18 protein-coding genes are annotated in these 17,883 nt (G+C 49.9%); 13 read left to right on the top strand and 5 right to left on the bottom strand.

The genetic code is table 11. The features are described from left to right. The 4 genes from PKH29_03250 to PKH29_03235 all read left to right on the top strand — a co-directional run. The coding region (locus tag PKH29_03250) for a hypothetical protein (protein HNX13852.1) at nt 1-383 on the top strand (383 nt) is incomplete at its 5' end. A gap of 239 nt (nt 384-622) precedes the next feature. Beyond that, entirely contained in the window at nt 623-814 is a 192-nt protein-coding gene (locus PKH29_03245) for a phage holin (protein ID HNX13851.1), read from the top strand. 12 nt (nt 815-826) lie between these two features. Further along, the gene (locus tag PKH29_03240; protein ID HNX13850.1) at nt 827-1,132 is read left to right on the top strand and encodes a hypothetical protein; all 306 of its coding nucleotides are present in this window, start codon (nt 827-829) and stop codon (nt 1,130-1,132) included. 11 nt (nt 1,133-1,143) lie between these two features. Then, the gene (locus PKH29_03235; protein ID HNX13849.1) at nt 1,144-1,764 is read left to right on the top strand and encodes a hypothetical protein; all 621 of its coding nucleotides are present in this window, start codon (nt 1,144-1,146) and stop codon (nt 1,762-1,764) included. A gap of 83 nt (nt 1,765-1,847) precedes the next feature. Here PKH29_03235 and PKH29_03230 read toward each other — a convergent pair whose 3' ends face one another. Both PKH29_03230 and PKH29_03225 read right to left on the bottom strand, forming a co-directional pair. After that, on the bottom strand, nt 1,848-2,663 hold the full coding sequence (locus tag PKH29_03230; protein HNX13848.1) for a hypothetical protein: 816 nt from the start codon (nt 2,661-2,663) through the stop codon (nt 1,848-1,850). Between the two features lie 176 nt (nt 2,664-2,839). Then, nucleotides 2,840-4,270: a helix-turn-helix transcriptional regulator gene (locus tag PKH29_03225; GenBank protein ID HNX13847.1), complete on the bottom strand. Its 1,431-nt coding sequence runs from the start codon at nt 4,268-4,270 to the stop codon at nt 2,840-2,842. Between the two features lie 296 nt (nt 4,271-4,566). On the opposite strand from PKH29_03225, the gene PKH29_03220 reads away from it, so the two are divergent. Further along, a complete protein-coding gene (locus PKH29_03220) occupies nt 4,567-5,544 on the top strand; it encodes a hypothetical protein (GenBank protein ID HNX13846.1) in 978 nt (325 codons plus the stop codon). 407 nt (nt 5,545-5,951) lie between these two features. On the opposite strand, the gene PKH29_03215 is transcribed toward PKH29_03220, so the two are convergent. Beyond that, on the bottom strand, nt 5,952-6,392 hold the full coding sequence (locus tag PKH29_03215) for a hypothetical protein (GenBank protein HNX13845.1): 441 nt from the start codon (nt 6,390-6,392) through the stop codon (nt 5,952-5,954). Between the two features lie 297 nt (nt 6,393-6,689). On the opposite strand from PKH29_03215, the gene PKH29_03210 reads away from it, so the two are divergent. The 7 genes from PKH29_03210 (at nt 6,690) to PKH29_03180 (ending at nt 13,984) form a co-directional block, all read left to right on the top strand. Continuing rightward, entirely contained in the window at nt 6,690-6,995 is a 306-nt protein-coding gene (locus PKH29_03210) for a hypothetical protein (GenBank protein ID HNX13844.1), read from the top strand. 118 nt (nt 6,996-7,113) lie between these two features. After that, on the top strand, nt 7,114-7,962 hold the full coding sequence (locus PKH29_03205) for a hypothetical protein (protein HNX13843.1): 849 nt from the start codon (nt 7,114-7,116) through the stop codon (nt 7,960-7,962). A 70-nt stretch (nt 7,963-8,032) separates the two neighbouring features. Continuing rightward, entirely contained in the window at nt 8,033-8,404 is a 372-nt protein-coding gene (locus tag PKH29_03200; protein ID HNX13842.1) for an endonuclease domain-containing protein, read from the top strand. A gap of 188 nt (nt 8,405-8,592) precedes the next feature. Then, the gene (locus PKH29_03195; protein ID HNX13841.1) at nt 8,593-9,645 is read left to right on the top strand and encodes a hypothetical protein; all 1,053 of its coding nucleotides are present in this window, start codon (nt 8,593-8,595) and stop codon (nt 9,643-9,645) included. Between the two features lie 91 nt (nt 9,646-9,736). Further along, on the top strand, nt 9,737-10,822 hold the full coding sequence (locus PKH29_03190) for a hypothetical protein (protein HNX13840.1): 1,086 nt from the start codon (nt 9,737-9,739) through the stop codon (nt 10,820-10,822). A gap of 198 nt (nt 10,823-11,020) precedes the next feature. Then, entirely contained in the window at nt 11,021-12,310 is a 1,290-nt protein-coding gene (eno, locus tag PKH29_03185; protein ID HNX13839.1) for a phosphopyruvate hydratase, read from the top strand. Between the two features lie 333 nt (nt 12,311-12,643). Continuing rightward, nucleotides 12,644-13,984, top strand: a complete 1,341-nt coding sequence (locus PKH29_03180) for a DUF4829 domain-containing protein (GenBank protein ID HNX13838.1) — start codon at nt 12,644-12,646, stop codon at nt 13,982-13,984. Nucleotides 13,985-14,043: 59 nt separating this feature from the next. On the opposite strand, the gene mutY is transcribed toward PKH29_03180, so the two are convergent. Then, on the bottom strand, nt 14,044-15,099 hold the full coding sequence (mutY, locus tag PKH29_03175; protein HNX13837.1) for an A/G-specific adenine glycosylase: 1,056 nt from the start codon (nt 15,097-15,099) through the stop codon (nt 14,044-14,046). After that, the gene (locus PKH29_03170; GenBank protein HNX13836.1) at nt 15,096-15,524 is read right to left on the bottom strand and encodes a hypothetical protein; all 429 of its coding nucleotides are present in this window, start codon (nt 15,522-15,524) and stop codon (nt 15,096-15,098) included. The genes mutY and PKH29_03170 overlap by 4 nt, the downstream gene beginning before the upstream one ends. Nucleotides 15,525-15,862: 338 nt before the next feature. Here PKH29_03170 and PKH29_03165 point away from each other — a divergent pair, with 338 nt between their 5' ends. Next, a complete protein-coding gene (locus tag PKH29_03165; GenBank protein HNX13835.1) occupies nt 15,863-17,518 on the top strand; it encodes a hypothetical protein in 1,656 nt (551 codons plus the stop codon). The last annotated feature ends 365 nt before the right edge of the window (nt 17,519-17,883 follow it).

Below are 17,883 nucleotides of genomic sequence, written 5' to 3'. Positions count from 1 at the left end.
GGCCCGGGCTGATCGTCTCGAAGAAAGGCCATTGCGGCGTCTACGTCGGGAACGGACAAGTGATCGAGTGCACCAAAGGAGAATTCGGAAACGGCGTCGTCAGGACGAAGCTCACCGACCGGGCCTGGGAAAAATGGTGCGAGTGCGTTTATATCGACTATCAAGCCGAAGAAGCGGTCAACGAGATCCCGTACCGGACGGCGCGGGTGAAAATCGACAGCCCGGCATACGCGACAATGAACAAAAAACAGAAGATCGGCAAAATCTTTAAAAAAGACGAGATCACGTATCTCGGCGACGTCGGAAAAATGTCTGCGGTGATTTACCCAACTCGCAGAACCGCGAAAATCGCCTTTGTGGAAAAAGCGATGATTGTGGTTTGAGGGCGGAGCCGCATCCCTGTAGGAAAGGTCTTGACCCTTCCGTCGGATCGCATCCGATGCTTGCGAATTTCGCACGCCGATGGTTGATTGACTTTGTCAAACCATATTCATGCAATCATATGATCAAACCGAAGCATTTTCGCGAATCAAAGCCCATGGGGACTCCGGTTCGCACGGAAAGGTCAGTCGGACCGAGTCCGATGACCTTCTCCCCACAAATATATTAAGGAGAAAATAATATGAAACAAAACAGATTGAAATCCCCGGTTTTTTGGTCGTCTCTGGCGGCGCAGATTCTTTCGATTCTCGTGCTGACCGGCGTCATCGGCCCCGAATGGAGCGCGGCGATCTCGGGCATCGTTGCGGCGGCGCTCGAGGCGTTCACGGTGTTCGGGCTGCTGAATAATCCCACGGACAAGGCGAACTTTTAAGGGGGTTTTCGCATGGAGATTTTCGCGGCGATCCTCGGGAGCGGCGCGCTGTCGGCTCTGATCAGCGGCGTGTTCGCGCTGGTCCGCGACCAAAGGGCAAAAAAAGACGGTGTGCGCGCGGGCGTCCGCCAGCTGTTATATGACAAGATCAAATATCTCGGCCGGAAATACGCCGCCGCGGGGGAGGTCTCCGAAGAGGACCTCGAAGACCTGATCGACATGCACAAAATCTATCACGACGAACTCTGCGGCAACGGATACCTCGACCATGTGATGGCAGGGGTCCGGGCGCTGCCGGCAAAACCGAAAGCAAAGTGAGGGGAACGAAAATGGCAATTTTGAATAACGAATATCTGCTGCCGCCGGGCGCGGCGAACAATCCGTATCCGACGGCAGAAGATCCGGAAGAGAGCAGGCGCCGTACCGCGCTTTATGAAAAATACGGCACCGCGGCCGAAGCGCAGCGGCTCAAGACACAGCAGGCGATCGATCGTCTGAACCGGCAAAAAGAACAAGCCGGCAAAGCCCGAACCGACGCAAACCGCGAGGCCGGTCTGACCTTCCTGCGGGGGTATAACCCGACGGGCAAACTCAGTCAGAACATCCGTTCGGCAGGCCTTGCCGGCAGCGGCTGGCAGGAGACCGGTCAGGCCGGCCTGACAAACGAATACCAAAACGCCCTGAACGCCAATTCAAGCGGCTATGACACCGCGGTCAGGGAGCTCGGCATCGCCATCTCCGAGGCACAGCAAAACGGCGATATCGCGGCGCTGGCGCTGCTGCAAAAATATGCGCAGCAGCTTGCGAAACAGCTTGACGAACAGAGCAGCGGCGCCGCGGGCAGCGACCCGACGAAGGCCGACGCCGGGCAGTCGGCTGATGTATACGGGATGACCGCGGAGGAATGGCTCGATTTGTTTCCGAACTTTCGGCATCAGGGCACCGTATAAAACAGCCAATAAAGCCGCAGGGCCCTCCGTTGGTGATTCGGAGGGCCCTGCGGCTCAAATCTGAAAGGTAGTGGTGTGGTTATTTAATCCTTGACGGCCTTTTCCATATAAACCGTCGCGGTTTTGCTCTCAAAATACAGATAGGCGTTCACGTAGTCGCCGTTTTCGTTGTAGGCCCTGAAATCATAGGTGTACGAATCTTTGCTCTCGTCGGCATCGACGGTGTAGCCGTTTTTCTTGAGCGTGCTGACATAGGCTTCAAAATCGGCTTTTTCCACATAGGAGAGTTCGACCGTCACATTCTGGTTGTTCTGATTCGAGACATTCGTGATCTTGCCTTTCAGCTCCGGTACGCCGGCAAGGAAGTTGTTCGGCCACGGGGATACGTCCGTCATATCGACCGGCCCCTGTGCTTCGGAGGCATCAGTCAATTCAGATGTCCCCGTCACTCCCGAAACGCCGCCCTGAGCGGGTGTATAGGTGATGGTTCCCTCTTTGGTGGAATTGGTGTAAGTGAACGTGACGTTTTCACCGTCGGACTTGGCACCCGAGAAAAGATATCCGTCCGTATCGGTCATGTCCAGGACCGGCGCATAACCCTGCTGTTTCAGAGAGGCGATATATTGGGTCGCCGTTTCGGCGGTCATTTCGGAAAAGGCCACCGAGCAGCTTCCGGAAGCGTTGTCCCTGATCACCGTGACGACGGTCGCGTTCGGTTTGGTCAGTCCCGGCATATCGGCATCCGGCCATTTCACATTCTCACCGACGACAATCTCGCCTTCGCTTGTTTTAATGCCCTGCGTTTTCGGCTTCAGCAATCCGCATCCCGATAAAAGAAGAGCTGCCGTCAGCATCAAAATCAAGGTGACAAGAGCGATTTTTTGCATTGATTTGTTCATTTGTTTATTTTTCCTCCGATTTGTTTAAATCCCCGGCGTTGGGGTTTCACTCCCCCCGCGCGGTATCGATTTCATCATAGCGATAACGAAGCAAAAATCAATTCGCTAAAACTATTGAAATACCCCCATCATTAATAGTAATGATAGGGGCAAAAACGGCTTTATGACGCCATTATTTACTTTTCGGCATTTTGATATTCCCGAAACATGACGAGCAGTTCCGTCCGGCTGTTGATGTTCAGCTTTTTATAAATGCTGGTGCAGTAGGTGTTGACGGTCGAAAACGAAATGCCCATCATCGCGCCGATTTGCCTTAAAGTGAGTCCCTCCAGCAGCTTTTCGCAGGTCTCGATCTCGCGAGGAGAGAGGTTATAGTCTTTCAGCTTCGCGGCAAGGCGGGTCTCATGCGTGATGTCGATTCGGTATGTATCGTCCATCCACTCTCGGGAGCTCAGGTTTTTCAAGAAAAACGGCGTCGAGAGCAAAAACAAAATCAAAATCAAAACCGAGGAAAACGCGGAAAAAGCGATCAGGTCTTCAAAAGAACCCCCGTGCAGCCGCTCAAACAGCTGTGAAATCAAAATCGCGGATAGATAAAACACTGAGGAGAGCGCGATTCCGGCCCTGTAAAACACGATGCTGCGAAACTTTTTCGCCATGAACCCCGCGAGATAATAGATATTCACAAACCCGAGTGCATACGAGAGCCCGAAAAACACGAACGACGCGAACGCATATGTTTTATTCGAAATGCACAGCGCGCTCGAGACAAAACCCAGCGCGGCACAGGCGAAAGACAGATTCAGCAGATAATAAAGATCGTTTTTCAGCATGATCTGAAAGACCACGATAATCAAGATCCCCAAAACAATGCCAGCAAAATAGTACGGCTCAAACCCGATACCGAGCTTTTCATGAATACTCTTGATGACCGCAGGGGCGATCACGTCGTTTAGCGCAAGCACCGCAAACACCAGCAGCATCAGCGAATAGGCCTTCGCAGGCGGTTTCGAATCCTCTTTTTCGGCGAGTTCGGGGGCGTTTTTCCGTTTCAAACTCAAAAACGCGCAGCAGAGCAACACCAACAGGAATATGAAAATCAAAATATTCGCGCCGTCGATTTCGACGTCGGGGTCGTTTAACAGCGGCTTTAACAGCATCAGCAGTTTCGGGATGAACACCGCGAGCAGCATCGCGTAAAACTTCTCGGCGTTGTTGAGCACCATGAAAAACGCGTAGCAATAGGACGCGAACAGATATCCGATCGCGGCGGAACTGACGATCATAATGAGATCGGAGATAAACCCCGCCGGCGTAAAGCGCATCGAGACAAACCCGAGGATGGCCGTGATAACGCTGTAAAAAGTCAGGCGCGCAGAATTTTTGCCGTTGATGAGCAACCCGGAAATCGCTCCGGAGAGCAGCCAGACAAACGTGAACAGCAGGTCGCTGCCCACCTTATCGTTATAGAGGTTGCTTTCGAACCGAAAGCCGCCGAAGGGCAAAAAATAGGAATAGAGCCAGATGAACATCATGACCCAGCCGATGAAAAACGGAATGTGTTCTTTGGTGAGGGATTTTACCGTAAAATAATTTTTCGTCTCCATGCGTCGCCTTCCGAAAGTTGATTCGGTAAAATTATACCACATTGCCCGCACGATGTAACGCTTAAAAGTAACTTTTATGAAAATACCGGAGTTGACATTTCGGAGGAGAAAGGGTATTATTCAAGTAAACACTTGGCAAACATTCTCAATAAAACGATTAGGGCTTATGAAAGAATAAAATCAACGTTAATAATCACCATGTAATATGTATTATTTGATAAAACAACTGCTGCCCGACAGATAATTGTAGGATATTTTGCAACGAGCAAAAAAGGCTAATATAAAGGGAGATCAATATGAAAAAGACACTCTGTATATTGCTGACGATGTTATTTCTTTGCGGATGTGCGACAACAAATTCCGTAAATTCCGCGAACTCTATAAATTCCGCAAATTCCGAAAACCAACCAATATATATGAGCTTAGATTCTTTTGGCGGTGAGAGCTGCGACGACGTCATTGAGTTTATTAATAATCCCCGGGACAATCACTTATATCCGGATATGCACATTATTTGTCGCTTTGAGGAGCAAAACGGTCAGTTATTAGTAACCGGAATCTCAAGAGAAGACGGATCTCGCCAGCAAGGCCCGTTTCTTGCCCTCAATGACCCGGACAATAGATGGGATGAGTTTAGCTCAAATGAATACTTTCAACGAGCGATTACTTTTCTGTGTGATGAAGACGCTGTCAAACAATGTTTCCGAGAAAACGGCATAGAGAACATCCAAAAGATTGTCATTGTAAGTTTAGATTGTATGGATAATGCAGTAGGTTATGCCATTACGGCGATCACAGAAACGCAGGCGTATTTTATGACAGTGCCGTTATCGAATGAGAAATACGGTGATTATATATTTCAGAAGGTCTATACACAGGATGAGTTTTTAAAAATCTTCGGTCCCCGGCCCGCAAAAGTTTTCATCAATGAAAAAGAAATAACATTTTCGACGGCACCTTTATTGAGTTACGCTTTTCTTGAGATGGATCTGTTTGAATTTTTAGATGGGCTTGATGTTCAATATACTTTTGACAAGGAGCATAAAACAATTATCTCTGATGATGTAACTTTGCAAATGGATGAATTCGAGTATGGTTGGTCGTCTGTTACAATAACAAAAGGCGATGATTTTGATGAGTGCGCAGGATATGTCAGTTATGAAGAAGGGAAATATATCGGAGATATGTTGTTGTATATTGAATTAGGCCGCTTCATAGGTTATAAAATGGATTTGCGCTACGATGATTACAGCGTGCGGATTGTAAAAAGCTAATGATATACATTTCTTATTCCTTTCATTTGGAGACAGAATGACTGTATTGCGCGGTGATTCAGATACCCCGCGTCATTACATGAGGATATACGCGGGATATATCCCGCAAGGGGATGAAGGCAATAAATTGCGCGGCAATTCAAATTGCAAGGCAATTCAAATTGCACGGCAATTACGGAAATGCAGTGCACATATACGAAGAGGCCTGGATTGCCGCGCTGGCGCTCGCAATGACGGGAGCGCACGATGCGTTGCGCTGAAAGCTGCGTACGAGACGTCTATAGCCCCTCGCAATGACGACTGGATTACCTCCTCTTCAAAACCAAAAAACCGGAGCGTTAAACTCCGGTTTCTTTGCTTTTATAAGATGGTTGGCCAACAGGCCGGGATTAATCTAAGTCCGTCTGTCAGCTGCCCTGAGCGGGCGTATGGGTGACGGTCCCCTCTTTTGTGGAGATGGTGTATGAGAACGTGACGTTCTCGCCGTCGGTCCTGGCGCCCGAGAAGAGGTATGAGTCCGTCTCGGTCATATCCAGAACCGGCTCAAAACCCTGCTGTTTCAGAGCGGCGATATAGTTTGACGCATCGTCTGCGGCCATATCGGAAAAGATCACCATGCAGCTTCCGGAGGCGTTGTCCCTGACCACCGAGACGATGGTCGCGTCCGGTTTGCTGAGCCCGGGCATGTCGGCATCCGGCCATGCCATCTGTTCTCCGACGACGATCTCGCCTTCGCTGGTCTTGATGCCCTGGGTTTTCGGTTTTGCGAAACACCCTGTCAGCAGCAATGCGGCCGTCAGCATCAAAATCAAGGCGACAAGAGCGGATCTTTTCATCAATTTTTTCATCTGTTTTTTTCCTCCTTTTACTGTCAGCGCATATCCCCGATTCGGGCAGATGCCTGTGCAGGTCCGTTCTGACTTTTTCGGGGATTTTTTCAAAGCGCTGTTTATAAATTACCATATTTTTCACATTTTGTCAACCGGCGGAAACGGATCGGCGCGCAAATTCAACATAAAATTCTCGTTTTTTACCGGCTTTAAAAATATTTGCAATTTAATGTAATTTTTGGTATACTGTTTCCAATGTGAAAGAAATCACGGGACCATAACACGCGAAAAATCTGATCGAAAGAGGGTTTTTAAATGCCGGGCGAACTCGAAAAACGGTTTCACCATGACATGGAACAAATCTGCGCGGAAGCGAGAAAACTGAAATACACCCCGGCGTATTTCGCGGCGATGCTCAACACCCACGGCGGGGTCATGACGGCAAAAAAACTGATACATACCGCAGACCCGTCATACGGGTTTACAAAACTGTTTGAATTAAAGCGTCTGGATCTGTCGGTTGAGGCGCACGTCATCAAACCGGAATACGAACCGCTGTTTACCGATGAAGAGCGGGAGATCTGCCGCAGCCGCCTGCTCGAATACGGCTACAAAGGGTAACGGCGGCGAAATACGATGGCCATCCTCGTCCCTGTCCCACCGCCTGGATTCCGTACTGATTACGACCCGCTATTCTATATAAAATTGTGCTCATAACAAAACGAGGAGCGACTTTAAGATGAAACGATATAAATATTGTTTTCTTATCGGCTTTGCGGTTCTGTTTGCTTTCAGCGCATGTATGCAGACACCTCAGTCAAGCGAAACAAGCAACGTTCCCGCCGTTTCGAGTTCGTTGTCAAGCGCGGTTGTTTCCGAAACATCAAGCGTAGTAAACAGTGTTGTCAACAGCGCTGAGACAACGATAAATCTCGAAGAACAATTTAATGAGGACGAGTTGATTGAGATCCTCTCGAAGCATTCTGAAAACGCAATATTATCGATTAATAAAGTATATGAATATCCCTCTCCGGATAAAACACAAAAGTTCATCGAGGTAATGGTAACCGAGGGTACTCCCGATTATTGGATAGGAGATCGAAATTTTATTTTTCTCAATGACTTTGATCATTTCTTTTATGTTTATGACAACAATTCTCAAGAATCTGTCGGAGCTGTTTGGATAGACATTGATACAGCGGCGATTGCCGCGGAGTTTATTATAAATTTGAAAACCGGTGAAAAAACAGATATGGGGAAGACGGTGATAAATCATTGGTATTTAGGAATGATAGAATTGCATATGCGGTCGGGACTTTATGTCGAAGAATTGGATTCCCTGATATATGTTGATGATTATGATATGGTGTTTTATTTGTTTCAATTTAATTTAAAGGACAGAGCATGGAAAGAGTTGGCGGAGCGGCCATTTGATACGGAATATTTTGCAAATAGCGGCCTCCATTTTAAACGCGAAAACGAGAACGAGGTTTCATTCAACACGGAAAAAAAGCAACGATTGAGTTATAATTTCTACACTAAAGAATTCAGAGAAATTCCTTATGTCGGGGAATATTACGGCAAATAAATTTTTTTGCCTCCCTTGTTAAAGGGAGGGGGACCGTCGCAACGGTGGGGGGATTCAGCGTAGGTGAGATATGATAGATTATAAACACAATCCGGCTCTTACCCCAAATGCAAGAAAACTCCGAAAAGAAATGACAAATGAAGAACGATACTTGTGGTATTCGTTTTTACATAACTATCCGGTTCGATTCCTCCGACAAAAAGTTATCGATTATTATATCGCCGATTTTTACTGTGCGAGGGCTAATCTTGTGATCGAATTAGACGGTTCTCAGCATTATGAGGTTCAGGGAATGCTGAAAGATAAGATCAGAACTGCGAGAATTGAGGAAAGAGGTATAACGGTTATCCGGATTCCGAATAACGAAGTAACTCACAATTTCAACGAGGTTTGCGAATATATTGATCAAGTTGTGAGGACGGCTTTGGTGAATAAGGTATGAATTCCCTCACCGCTGCGGCGGGACGGAATCCCACCACCGCTGCGGCGGTCCCCCTCCCTTTAACAAGGGAGGCAAGGGTATCCACCACCCGCTGCGGCCGTCCCCGCCGCATGGATTCCGTGCGGATTATGACCCGCAACCCTATATGAAAATCGTTCTCATATCAAAACAAAAGGAGCGACTTTAAGATGAAACAACGGAAATATTGGCTGCTTATCGGCTTTGCGGTTCTGTTTGCTTTCAGCGCATGTATGCAGACACCTCAGTCAAGCGAAGCTAGCAGCATTCCCGCCGCTTCGAATCCAGAGTCAAGCGAAACAAACAGCGTTCCCGATATTTACAGCCAGCCGAGTGTTCCGTCTGGTTCGCCTTATACCCTCGATGAATACAAGGCGTTTTTGCAGCCGCATTTAGAGGACGATGCGTTCATTAATTTCGTGGAAGCATACAATGTCCATACCTCTCCCGACGGAAAAAATCAATATATTGAAATAGTGGCTGAGATTGGTTATTGGGATACCGACTGGACATATTACATAAGCTATCTGTTCTTGAACGATTTTGAACATTTCGTTAAGGATTATGGTTATAAGTTTAGAAGAACTGTAAAATGGATCGATAACGAGCAAGCCTTAATCGACCGGGAAACTATTATCGATATTGAGACAGGTCAAGAAAAGAATATCATGGATAACAGTTACCGTGATCATTTCGAAAGCAGTTTCATTATTGCATCCGACGTGAATGCGGCCGGCACAAAGATCGTGACCTTTAACATACTGTATCCCGAGGAATACTGGATCAAGCCAGCCATGCAATATTTATACCTCTATGATATTGCCGAAGACAAATGGGAATTGCTGTTTGAAATTTCATTCTTTTACGAAGATCCGGTTGTTTCGGGTACCTTTATAAAATGGAAAACGGATGACTGCATTGAATTTTACCTTCATAACGGAGCAAAGTTCAGTTATACGTTATCTTCGCTCGAGGTCACAGAGGTTCCCAATTTCGTTGTGAAAGACGGTGACGTTTATGACGCCGCGAGATTGAAGAGAGACAAGGGTTTCGCAGGCGAAGAAACGATTTATATTTATGACATATATACCGATAAAGTTCCGAACATCTGTACATACATGGAAGAAAACAATTTGAAAATTGCACCGGGCGAGTATAGCATCTACTATAAAGACACCCGCGAAGACATGATAAAAAAACTGCATTTTGTGCCGAATAATTAAAACATCTCACTGGCTGATTACACTGTCTGTAAACCGGGTGCTGTTGTTGGAATATAAAAATCCATGTGATTATACGATGGGGTGGAATCGGATGACGACAGTAAAATATCAATATAAACCCGATTGGGAAAAGGTGCGGGAGCGATATCGGGCGTTTTGGAATCGGGAGATCGTCGACCGCTGCTGCGTCAACGTGGCGGCGCCTATTGATATTTCAAAAGCAGCGCCGGTTCGTGCGAATCTCCGCGAGATGTGGACGGATTTCGGATTCTTTCACGAAGCCAATGCGTTTGTGTTGGAAAACACTTATTGGGCCGGCGATTCCGTGCCCCGGTGGAGACCGGGGAGATACCCGTTCACCAACACCATGGCGGCGATGATCGGCGCGGACGTCGAACTGCATGACCGTACGGCCTGGGTCTTTCCGATGTTATCCGACGGAGAAATCATCGCGCATGATTACCGTAAAATTTCATTAAATCCGTTCAGCTTTTGGAAGCTGCACGAGGAAAAATGCCTGAAAACCGCAGTTTCGGAATCAAAAGGGCTGTGCCTTCCCACGTTATACCTGCTTGCGTCCTCCGGCGACACCCTGGCCGCACTGCGCGGAACCGAAGAATTGTTAATCGACCTGTGCGAGTACCCGGACTATGTCCGCGACTTCGATATGCACCTGGTCAAGCTCAGTTTGGATTTATTCGATGACTATTACAAAATCGTTGACGGCGAACACAACGGCGTCTGCGATTGGCTCGGGATGTGGGGCGACCGAAAAACTTATACGATCCAAAATGATTTTGCCTACATGATCTCGCGCGAGATGTACAATGAGATCTTTTTGCCGAGCATCGAAATGAAGACGAAGTTTTTTACGAACACCCTGTACCACGTGGACGGCGTCGGCGCGTTCAAGCATGTGGACGCATTATGCGCGCTGCCGAATCTGAACGCGATGCAGATCTATCCCGGCGTGGGCAAAAGCGTGCTGCCGTATATGGACCTGCTGAAAAAAGTGCAGGCCGCGGGGAAAGGCCTGTGGCTCTATGTCGAAAACAATGAAATCGAAACGGTGATGTCGGAGCTGTCTTCCAAGGGCCTGTTTTTGAGCACTCCGGCGGCAACCCCGCAGGAAGCGGATGAGATCGTCGAAAAAGTCACGAAATGGACAAGGGAATGAATGTGAAAATTCCTTTGCCTCCCTTTAACAAGGGAGGCAAAGATTACCATTTTGCGGGCAATGACTGTATCGATATGGCTGTATGCATGATTGATATCAGTGAATTCAATGCTTCCGCCTTGAATCCGATCGGCAAAAGCGGTATAATTTGCCTATACAAGTTGAAAACTATCGGTTAGGCAGGAGGTTTCAGAAATGATGGACAATTTGAAAATAAAAAGAATCACCGGGCGGGAAATTCTCGATTCCCGGGGAAATCCCACCGTCGAAGCCGAAGTGATTTTGCAGGACGGCACCGTCGGCGTCGGCGAAGTGCCGAGCGGCGCGTCCACCGGCATCTACGAGGCCCTGGAACTGCGCGACGGCGACAAAAAGCGCTACGGCGGCAAGGGCACGCTGAAAGCCGTCGGGAATATCAACGGGGTCATCAACAAGACCCTTTCCGGCATGGACGCCTCGGACATCTATGCCATCGACGCGGCGATGAAAAAAGCCGACGGGACCAAGGACAAGAGCAAACTCGGCGCGAACGCGATTCTGGCGGTCTCCATCGCTTCCGCGAAAGCCGCCGCAAAGGCGTTCGGAATGCCGCTTTATCGTTTTTTGGGCGGCGTTTTCGCAACGGTTCTCCCGGTGCCCATGATGAACATTTTAAACGGCGGCGCGCATGCGGCGAACAATATCGACATCCAGGAATTCATGATCATGCCGGTCGGGGCGAAGGACTTTACCGACGGCCTGCGGCAGTGCGCCGAGGTCTTCCACGCGCTCGCCAAGGAATTGAAGAGCAAAAACCTCTCGACTTCGGTCGGCGACGAGGGCGGTTTTGCGCCGAACCTCGGCAGCGAGACCGAGGCGATCAATCTGATTTTGTCGGCCATCGAGGACTGCGGCTACACGCCGGGCGAGGACTTTGTGTTGGCCATCGACGCCGCCGCGAGCGAGTGGAAGGGCGAAGAAGGCAATTATAAGCAGCCCAAGAGCGGCAAGCAGTTTACTACCGACGAGCTGATCAAATACTGGGACGACCTCTGCGGCAAATACCCGATTCTGTCCCTCGAAGACCCGCTCGACGAGGAGGACTGGGAGGGCTGGAAGGCCATCACCGCGACGATGGGCAGAAAAGTGCAGCTGGTCGGCGACGATCTGTTCGTCACGAACACCGAGCGGCTCGGTCAGGGCATCAAGGGCGGCTGCGCAAACTCGATTTTGATTAAACTCAACCAAATCGGCAGCGTGTCCGAGACCATCGAGGCCATCAAGATGGCACAGAGGGCGGGTTACACCGCGGTCGTTTCACACCGTTCGGGCGAGACCCCGGACGCGACCATCGCCGATCTCGCGGTCGCGTCGAACTGCGGCTTTATCAAGACCGGCGCGCCCAGCCGCGGCGAGCGTACCGCAAAATACAACCGCCTGCTGCTCATCGAAGAGGGTTTAGGCGAAAGCGCGGCCTATCTCGGCGCGAATGCGTTTCGGTTTAAGTAGAATAACATTTGAAGAAGGCGGCGGGGCAATTGCCCCGCCGCCCTTTGCATTGTCATCCTGAGCGAAAGCGAAGGACCTCGCCACCAACAAGCCCTCATCAGCCCGAGATTCCTCGGCTTGCGCTCGGAATGACTGTAATCTGTCCGAGATTCCTCGGCTTGCGCTCGGAATGACATACACCAACAGGCCGTAATCTTAACAATTCTATATCTTGACAACATTGCAAAGAGGGATTATACTGGAAGCAACAACTGACACATCAGGTGATAGACAGGTTGATTTTGAATCCGAGGGGACGTGTCCGGCTCCGGAGTAAAGGGAAGGTTGATCAATGTGTTAAATGACAAAAAACAACCATTATGGAATAACATCGCGGCGATGATATTGGTCGCTGCGGTCGGCCTCTCTCTTTTCGCCTGCGGGCGGACGGAAGGAGCACCTTCAAATTCCTCGAGTCAAGGTGATGTGTCCGGGATATCGCAAGCGACGTATACCACGGAATATATATGCGTGAAAATCTCGGGCATCTCCGCGAGCAACTTATTTAATCCGTCGGATGCGTTTAAAATCACCGATCTCCGGGCAGTGGCGTACATCGACTCAACAATCAAGGCAGGCAAGCCCTCCAAGCAGGAGGGGGACCCCGAAAGCAATAATACCGGCCGGTATATGATTGAATTGTCGAATAAAACCGGCGGATACAGCTGCGAGCTTCATTACGATACACTTTATAATAAGGCCTACATGATAAAAGACGGCAGCCGCTTCGATATTGGGACAGATTTTGCGCGTTATATCGATTCGCTTTTCGGAAACAAAAATATCTCTTTCAATATCGATGAGACGGATGCGGCACTTTTCAAACAATACGGATGGACGCTTGCTTATCAAATCAGAGAGCGGAAAGACAAATTAAGCGATATCAATACGCTGCTCGGTTTTAATCCGAATGCCTATTATTTCGCCTACAACAATGAACTCTCAAAGGATATCGGCCTTGACATGAGCCCATATGCCGATAAAAACATCGATGTTAAAATTTACAGAATTCTTGAGAGTTTGCCGAAAGAGTTCAGTCCCTCACGGGATTGCAGGGGCATCGTTGTTAAATCAGGCGGTAAAATCATCGGCGCATTCGTCAGCGCCGGGCGGCACAGCGCATTTAACGCATGCAGTTTAAAAGGAAACAGCTTTGAAACGGTCACGGGCAAAACGCTTGACGAATGGCTTGTAAACAAAGTTCAAGCGGACGGAGCCGAGGAAAAGCTGTCTAAATCAGATCCGGAACAGGTGATCAGGGAATATCTCACGGCGCTTGAAAAAAAAGACGCCAAGAGCGCTGTATACTGTCTCTCGAAAAAGATGCTGTTAGAATATCTGACAGTGAATATGCCCAACGATGAATTGTATAATAATGTGATGGTCTTGCCTTTGGCGGATGCCGATATCGGCGCAAAATCCGCTTTTGAAAACCTGAAATCCGCAAAGCTGCTAAAAATAGAACCGACCGGAAAACTTGATGAAAGCACTGAAACTTTTAGAGTAGATGTGAATCTTCTGTATAACAAAATGGTGACCAATGAGAATGGGGAACAATCTTGGGATTGCCGTATGGTTTACGAGTCCCCTCAAACGGGGTGGAAAATCGAGAGTTTCGGGCAGGGCGGTTATTGACATAAACCATCTAAACGGTTGAGTTATATAGCGTTAACTCGATTTCCCGTCCGGATTTGCTATTTTAAAACACTTTTAAACCCCTGAAACGCAGAGGGCAGGGCAAGGTTATTGGCCAATTCCTCCCGCGTGACCCAGGTGAATTGCCCGGGCATGTTCTCGCAGGAAACAAGATAACTCGTCATCTCCCACTCGATGTGGGTGAAAATATGCTTTTTGCGGGGGCCTTTCTCAACCGAAACGGCCTCGATGTTCCATTGCGCCAAGACTTCTTTGGCCTGTTTCGGGGTCAGGTGTCCGGGCACGTTCGGAAACTCCCATAACCCGCCGAGCAAAACGCCTTCGGGGCGCTTTTGCAGGGCGATCTTGTCCCCGCAGATGAGCAAAAAGACGGTCTTTTCCTCTTTCTTTCGGGGCGCTTTTTTGCTTTTATTCGGCAGTTCCGCCTGTCTTCCGGTTCGGTTGGCCTCGCATAAAGCAGCGAGCGGGCAGACCATACACTGCGGCATTCCGTTCGGCAGGCAGACCATTGCGCCGAGTTCCATCAACGCCTGCGTAAAATCCCCGCAATGACCTTTAGGGTAAATCTGTCTCAACAGCTCGGTAAATTTCGTCTTGACTTCTGGCAGGGCGATATCCGCTTCGCTGCCTAACACCCGCGAGAGTACGCGAAGCACATTCCCGTCCACCGCCGGAATCGGCTTTTCAAAGCAAATCGAAGAAATCGCACCCGCCGTATAGGTTCCGATGCCGGGCAGCGATAAAATATCGTCAAATTCATCGGGGAACCGCCCGCCGAATTTTTGCACAATCACCTGCGCCGCCTTTTGCAGATTGCGCACGCGGGAATAATACCCCAGCCCCTCCCAGAGCTTTAAAAGCGCCTGTTCATCGCATTCCGCCAGCGCTTCGATGTCCGGCAGAACCGTCAGAAAACGGTTATAATAGGGGATGACGGTCTCGACGCGGGTCTGCTGCAGCATGATCTCCGACACCCAAACGCGGTAGGGGTCGGTGTTCTCGCGCCAAGGCAGCACGCGGGCGTTTTCGCCGTACCAACCGAGCAGCGGTGCGACAATCGGTTTCAGGGTTTTAACTTCAGGGGATTGATTCACGTTTTTGGGTCGTTCGGCTCAACGCAAGGTGCTTTGAGAAAGTCGTAACCGAATTCCCTGTTGTCGTTGGTGCCGCCTGATTTACCGCAGATTTCGCAGGTGTACTCCGTGATGGGATTTTCGCAGTAGGAGCGATAGAGCTTGTGCTTGGCCGCGCCGCAGCCGCACACCACCCGATCGCCTTTATATTGCCAGAAGTGCTGCCCTTCGGTTTTTCCGCAGGTCTTGCAGGTCTTGACGCAGCCGGTTCCCTCCCAGATGTGCTCCGATTTCACATAAGCGCAACGCGAGCAGCGCTGCTCACAGGGGTTTTCCATTGCTTGATATTGATGTTCTTCGTCGCGCCAATCGCCGCACCGAACGCAATGGCACCCCTTCCATTTGTGGCCGAAGATTTCACAGATCAGCCTCTGTATGAATCTCACTTTCAATCCTCCCGTCAAAATCATGCCGGATTACAATCATCTGCAATGATTTTAACATAACCCCCGCAATGCGTCAATTCTGAAAATACTTGTCCTAAAAATCCGAATTTGGGTTGTCATTTCGGTAGGGTTGATATAATAGAAGTAGGGGCGATTCGCAATCGCCCGCGTGCTTGTGCCATCTTACGGGCGATTATGAATCGCCCCTACTGAATTGTCGCGGGGTTGAAACCTCTCGCAATGACGATTTTGATTATAAAGTCTTATTTTAGGGTTGTCATTTCAGAATGGACTGTTATAATAATAAGAGTGATTACAATCATGCGCGGGAGGATTTTATGAAATACACCATCGACCTTTACAAAGCGGCCGTCGAGAACTCCGACAAGGGGTTCGCGAATCTCATCCGAAATCAGATGATCAAAGCCGACGACTGGCAGCACGGCGGTTATCTGAACTGCGACTTCGGCCTCGTGCCCTACGGCGCGGGCGGTTCGGTCAGCAATGCCATCATGCTCTATTTTTGCCCCGAAAGTAAATATTACAGGAGCGATGAGGCCTATCACGCCGCCGATCTGCTGTTCACTTTCTTATACAATAACCTTCGCCCGTCGGGCGTCATCGATCTGCACCTTGCGAACTATTACTCCGCGCCCGACACGTCTTTTACGAATATCGGCTTGTGCAAAACCTATCACTTCATCAAAAACCGAAAGACCGACGCGCGCGGCGAAGAGCTGAAAAAGCGCCTTTACGACGCGCTTTCCAAACTCGCGGACGGCATTTTCGCGGGCGGCTTCCACACGCCGAACCACCGCTGGGTCGAGTCGGCGGCGCTGGCGCTCGCGATGAACATCACGGGCAAAAAGGAATACCTCACCCGCATCAACGCCTTTTTGAACGAGGGAATCGACTGCAACGAGGACGGCGAATACGCCGAGCGCTCGGCGGGCGGCTACAACCAGATCAATAATATGGCGATGCTGATTCTGGCGGAGGAGCTCAACAAGCCCGAACTGCTCGAGCCGGTTCGCCGCAACCTCAAGATGATGGCGGCCTATTACCACACCAATTTCGAGATCTTCACCCAGAACTCCACGCGGCAGGACAGGGGCACCAGCGTCTACGCCGACAAATATATCTATCAGTATCTCAAGGCCGGGCATCTGCTTAAGGATAACGAGCTGCTCGGCATGGGGCGCGCGATCATCGACGAATGCCTCAAAAAAGGCCGCGTTTTCCAGGTCGGTCTGACCGAGATGATGACCGAGCCCGAGCTCGTCGAGATCCCGGACGTCGAGCCGTATATGCCGACCGAATACGATTATCACTTTAAGGATTCGGGCATCGTGCGCATGGGGCACAACGGCATGACGGTTTCGATCATGGAAAACAACGAGACGTTTTTCTTTCTGCAGTCGGGCGAAGTGGACATGTATATCCGCGGCGGCATCCACTTCTTCAACGAGCGGCACATCAAGGTGAAAAACATTCGCAAAATCGAAAACGGCTATCAGATGGACTACCACGGCGAGGGCACCTATTATTTGCCGTACAAAGAATATCAGGGCACGAGCGACTTCAACAAGATGGACCGTTCCAAGCGTGAGACCACCGGCCCGATCACGGTCGACGCGACGCTGGAAGTCAAGCGCACCGAAAAGGGCTTTGCCGTCCGCATGAAGATCGACGGCTGCACCAAAGCCCCCGTCCGTTTTGAGATGGGCGTCAACCCGAACGCGGTCATCTTCGGCGACGGCTACACCATCCGCGCGAACGCGGGCGGAAAGCTGGTCGCCTCCAAGGGCTACGTCAAGGTCGAGACGGGCACCAGCGGTGTCAAGATCGGCCCCGCGTTCGCCGAGACCTTCGTCACCGAAGGGCTGTTCGGCTCGGTGCCGGTCTCGGGCTCGAAATATAACATTTTCTTCAACGCCCTGACCCCGTTCGACCACGAGTTCACCATCGAACCCATCGAGCACATCGAGGATTAAATATCAATTTGTAGGGGCGATTATGAATCGCCCGCCGTGCAATTGTAGGGTGCAGGGCATCACGAACCATGGTTCGCCTGCGCGCCGTTAATTTATGACCCGTAATGCCGTAGGGGCGATTATGAATCGCCCGCCCGCGCCGTCCGCCGCGTCCGTCCGTCATGCGGATTACGACCCATATTTGTACGGACGATTCATAATCGTCCGTACAAATACGGTATATATAATTCACCAAACAAAGACAGGCCGAACGAACGTTCGGCCTGTCTGCATATAAATGCGTTTTTACTTTTTCTTAATCGCGGAGACGGTTGCGGTGAGCGCGGCGAAGACCAGCGCGGCGATCGGCCAGATCAGCCAGGTGA

It is taken from the genome of Oscillospiraceae bacterium (assembly GCA_035353335.1).
In the GTDB taxonomy this organism is placed as follows: Bacteria; Bacillota; Clostridia; order Oscillospirales; family JAKOTC01; genus DAOPZJ01.
The sequence above is the reverse complement of the archived record's forward strand: the minus strand, read 5'-3'. Positions and strand labels throughout refer to the sequence as shown.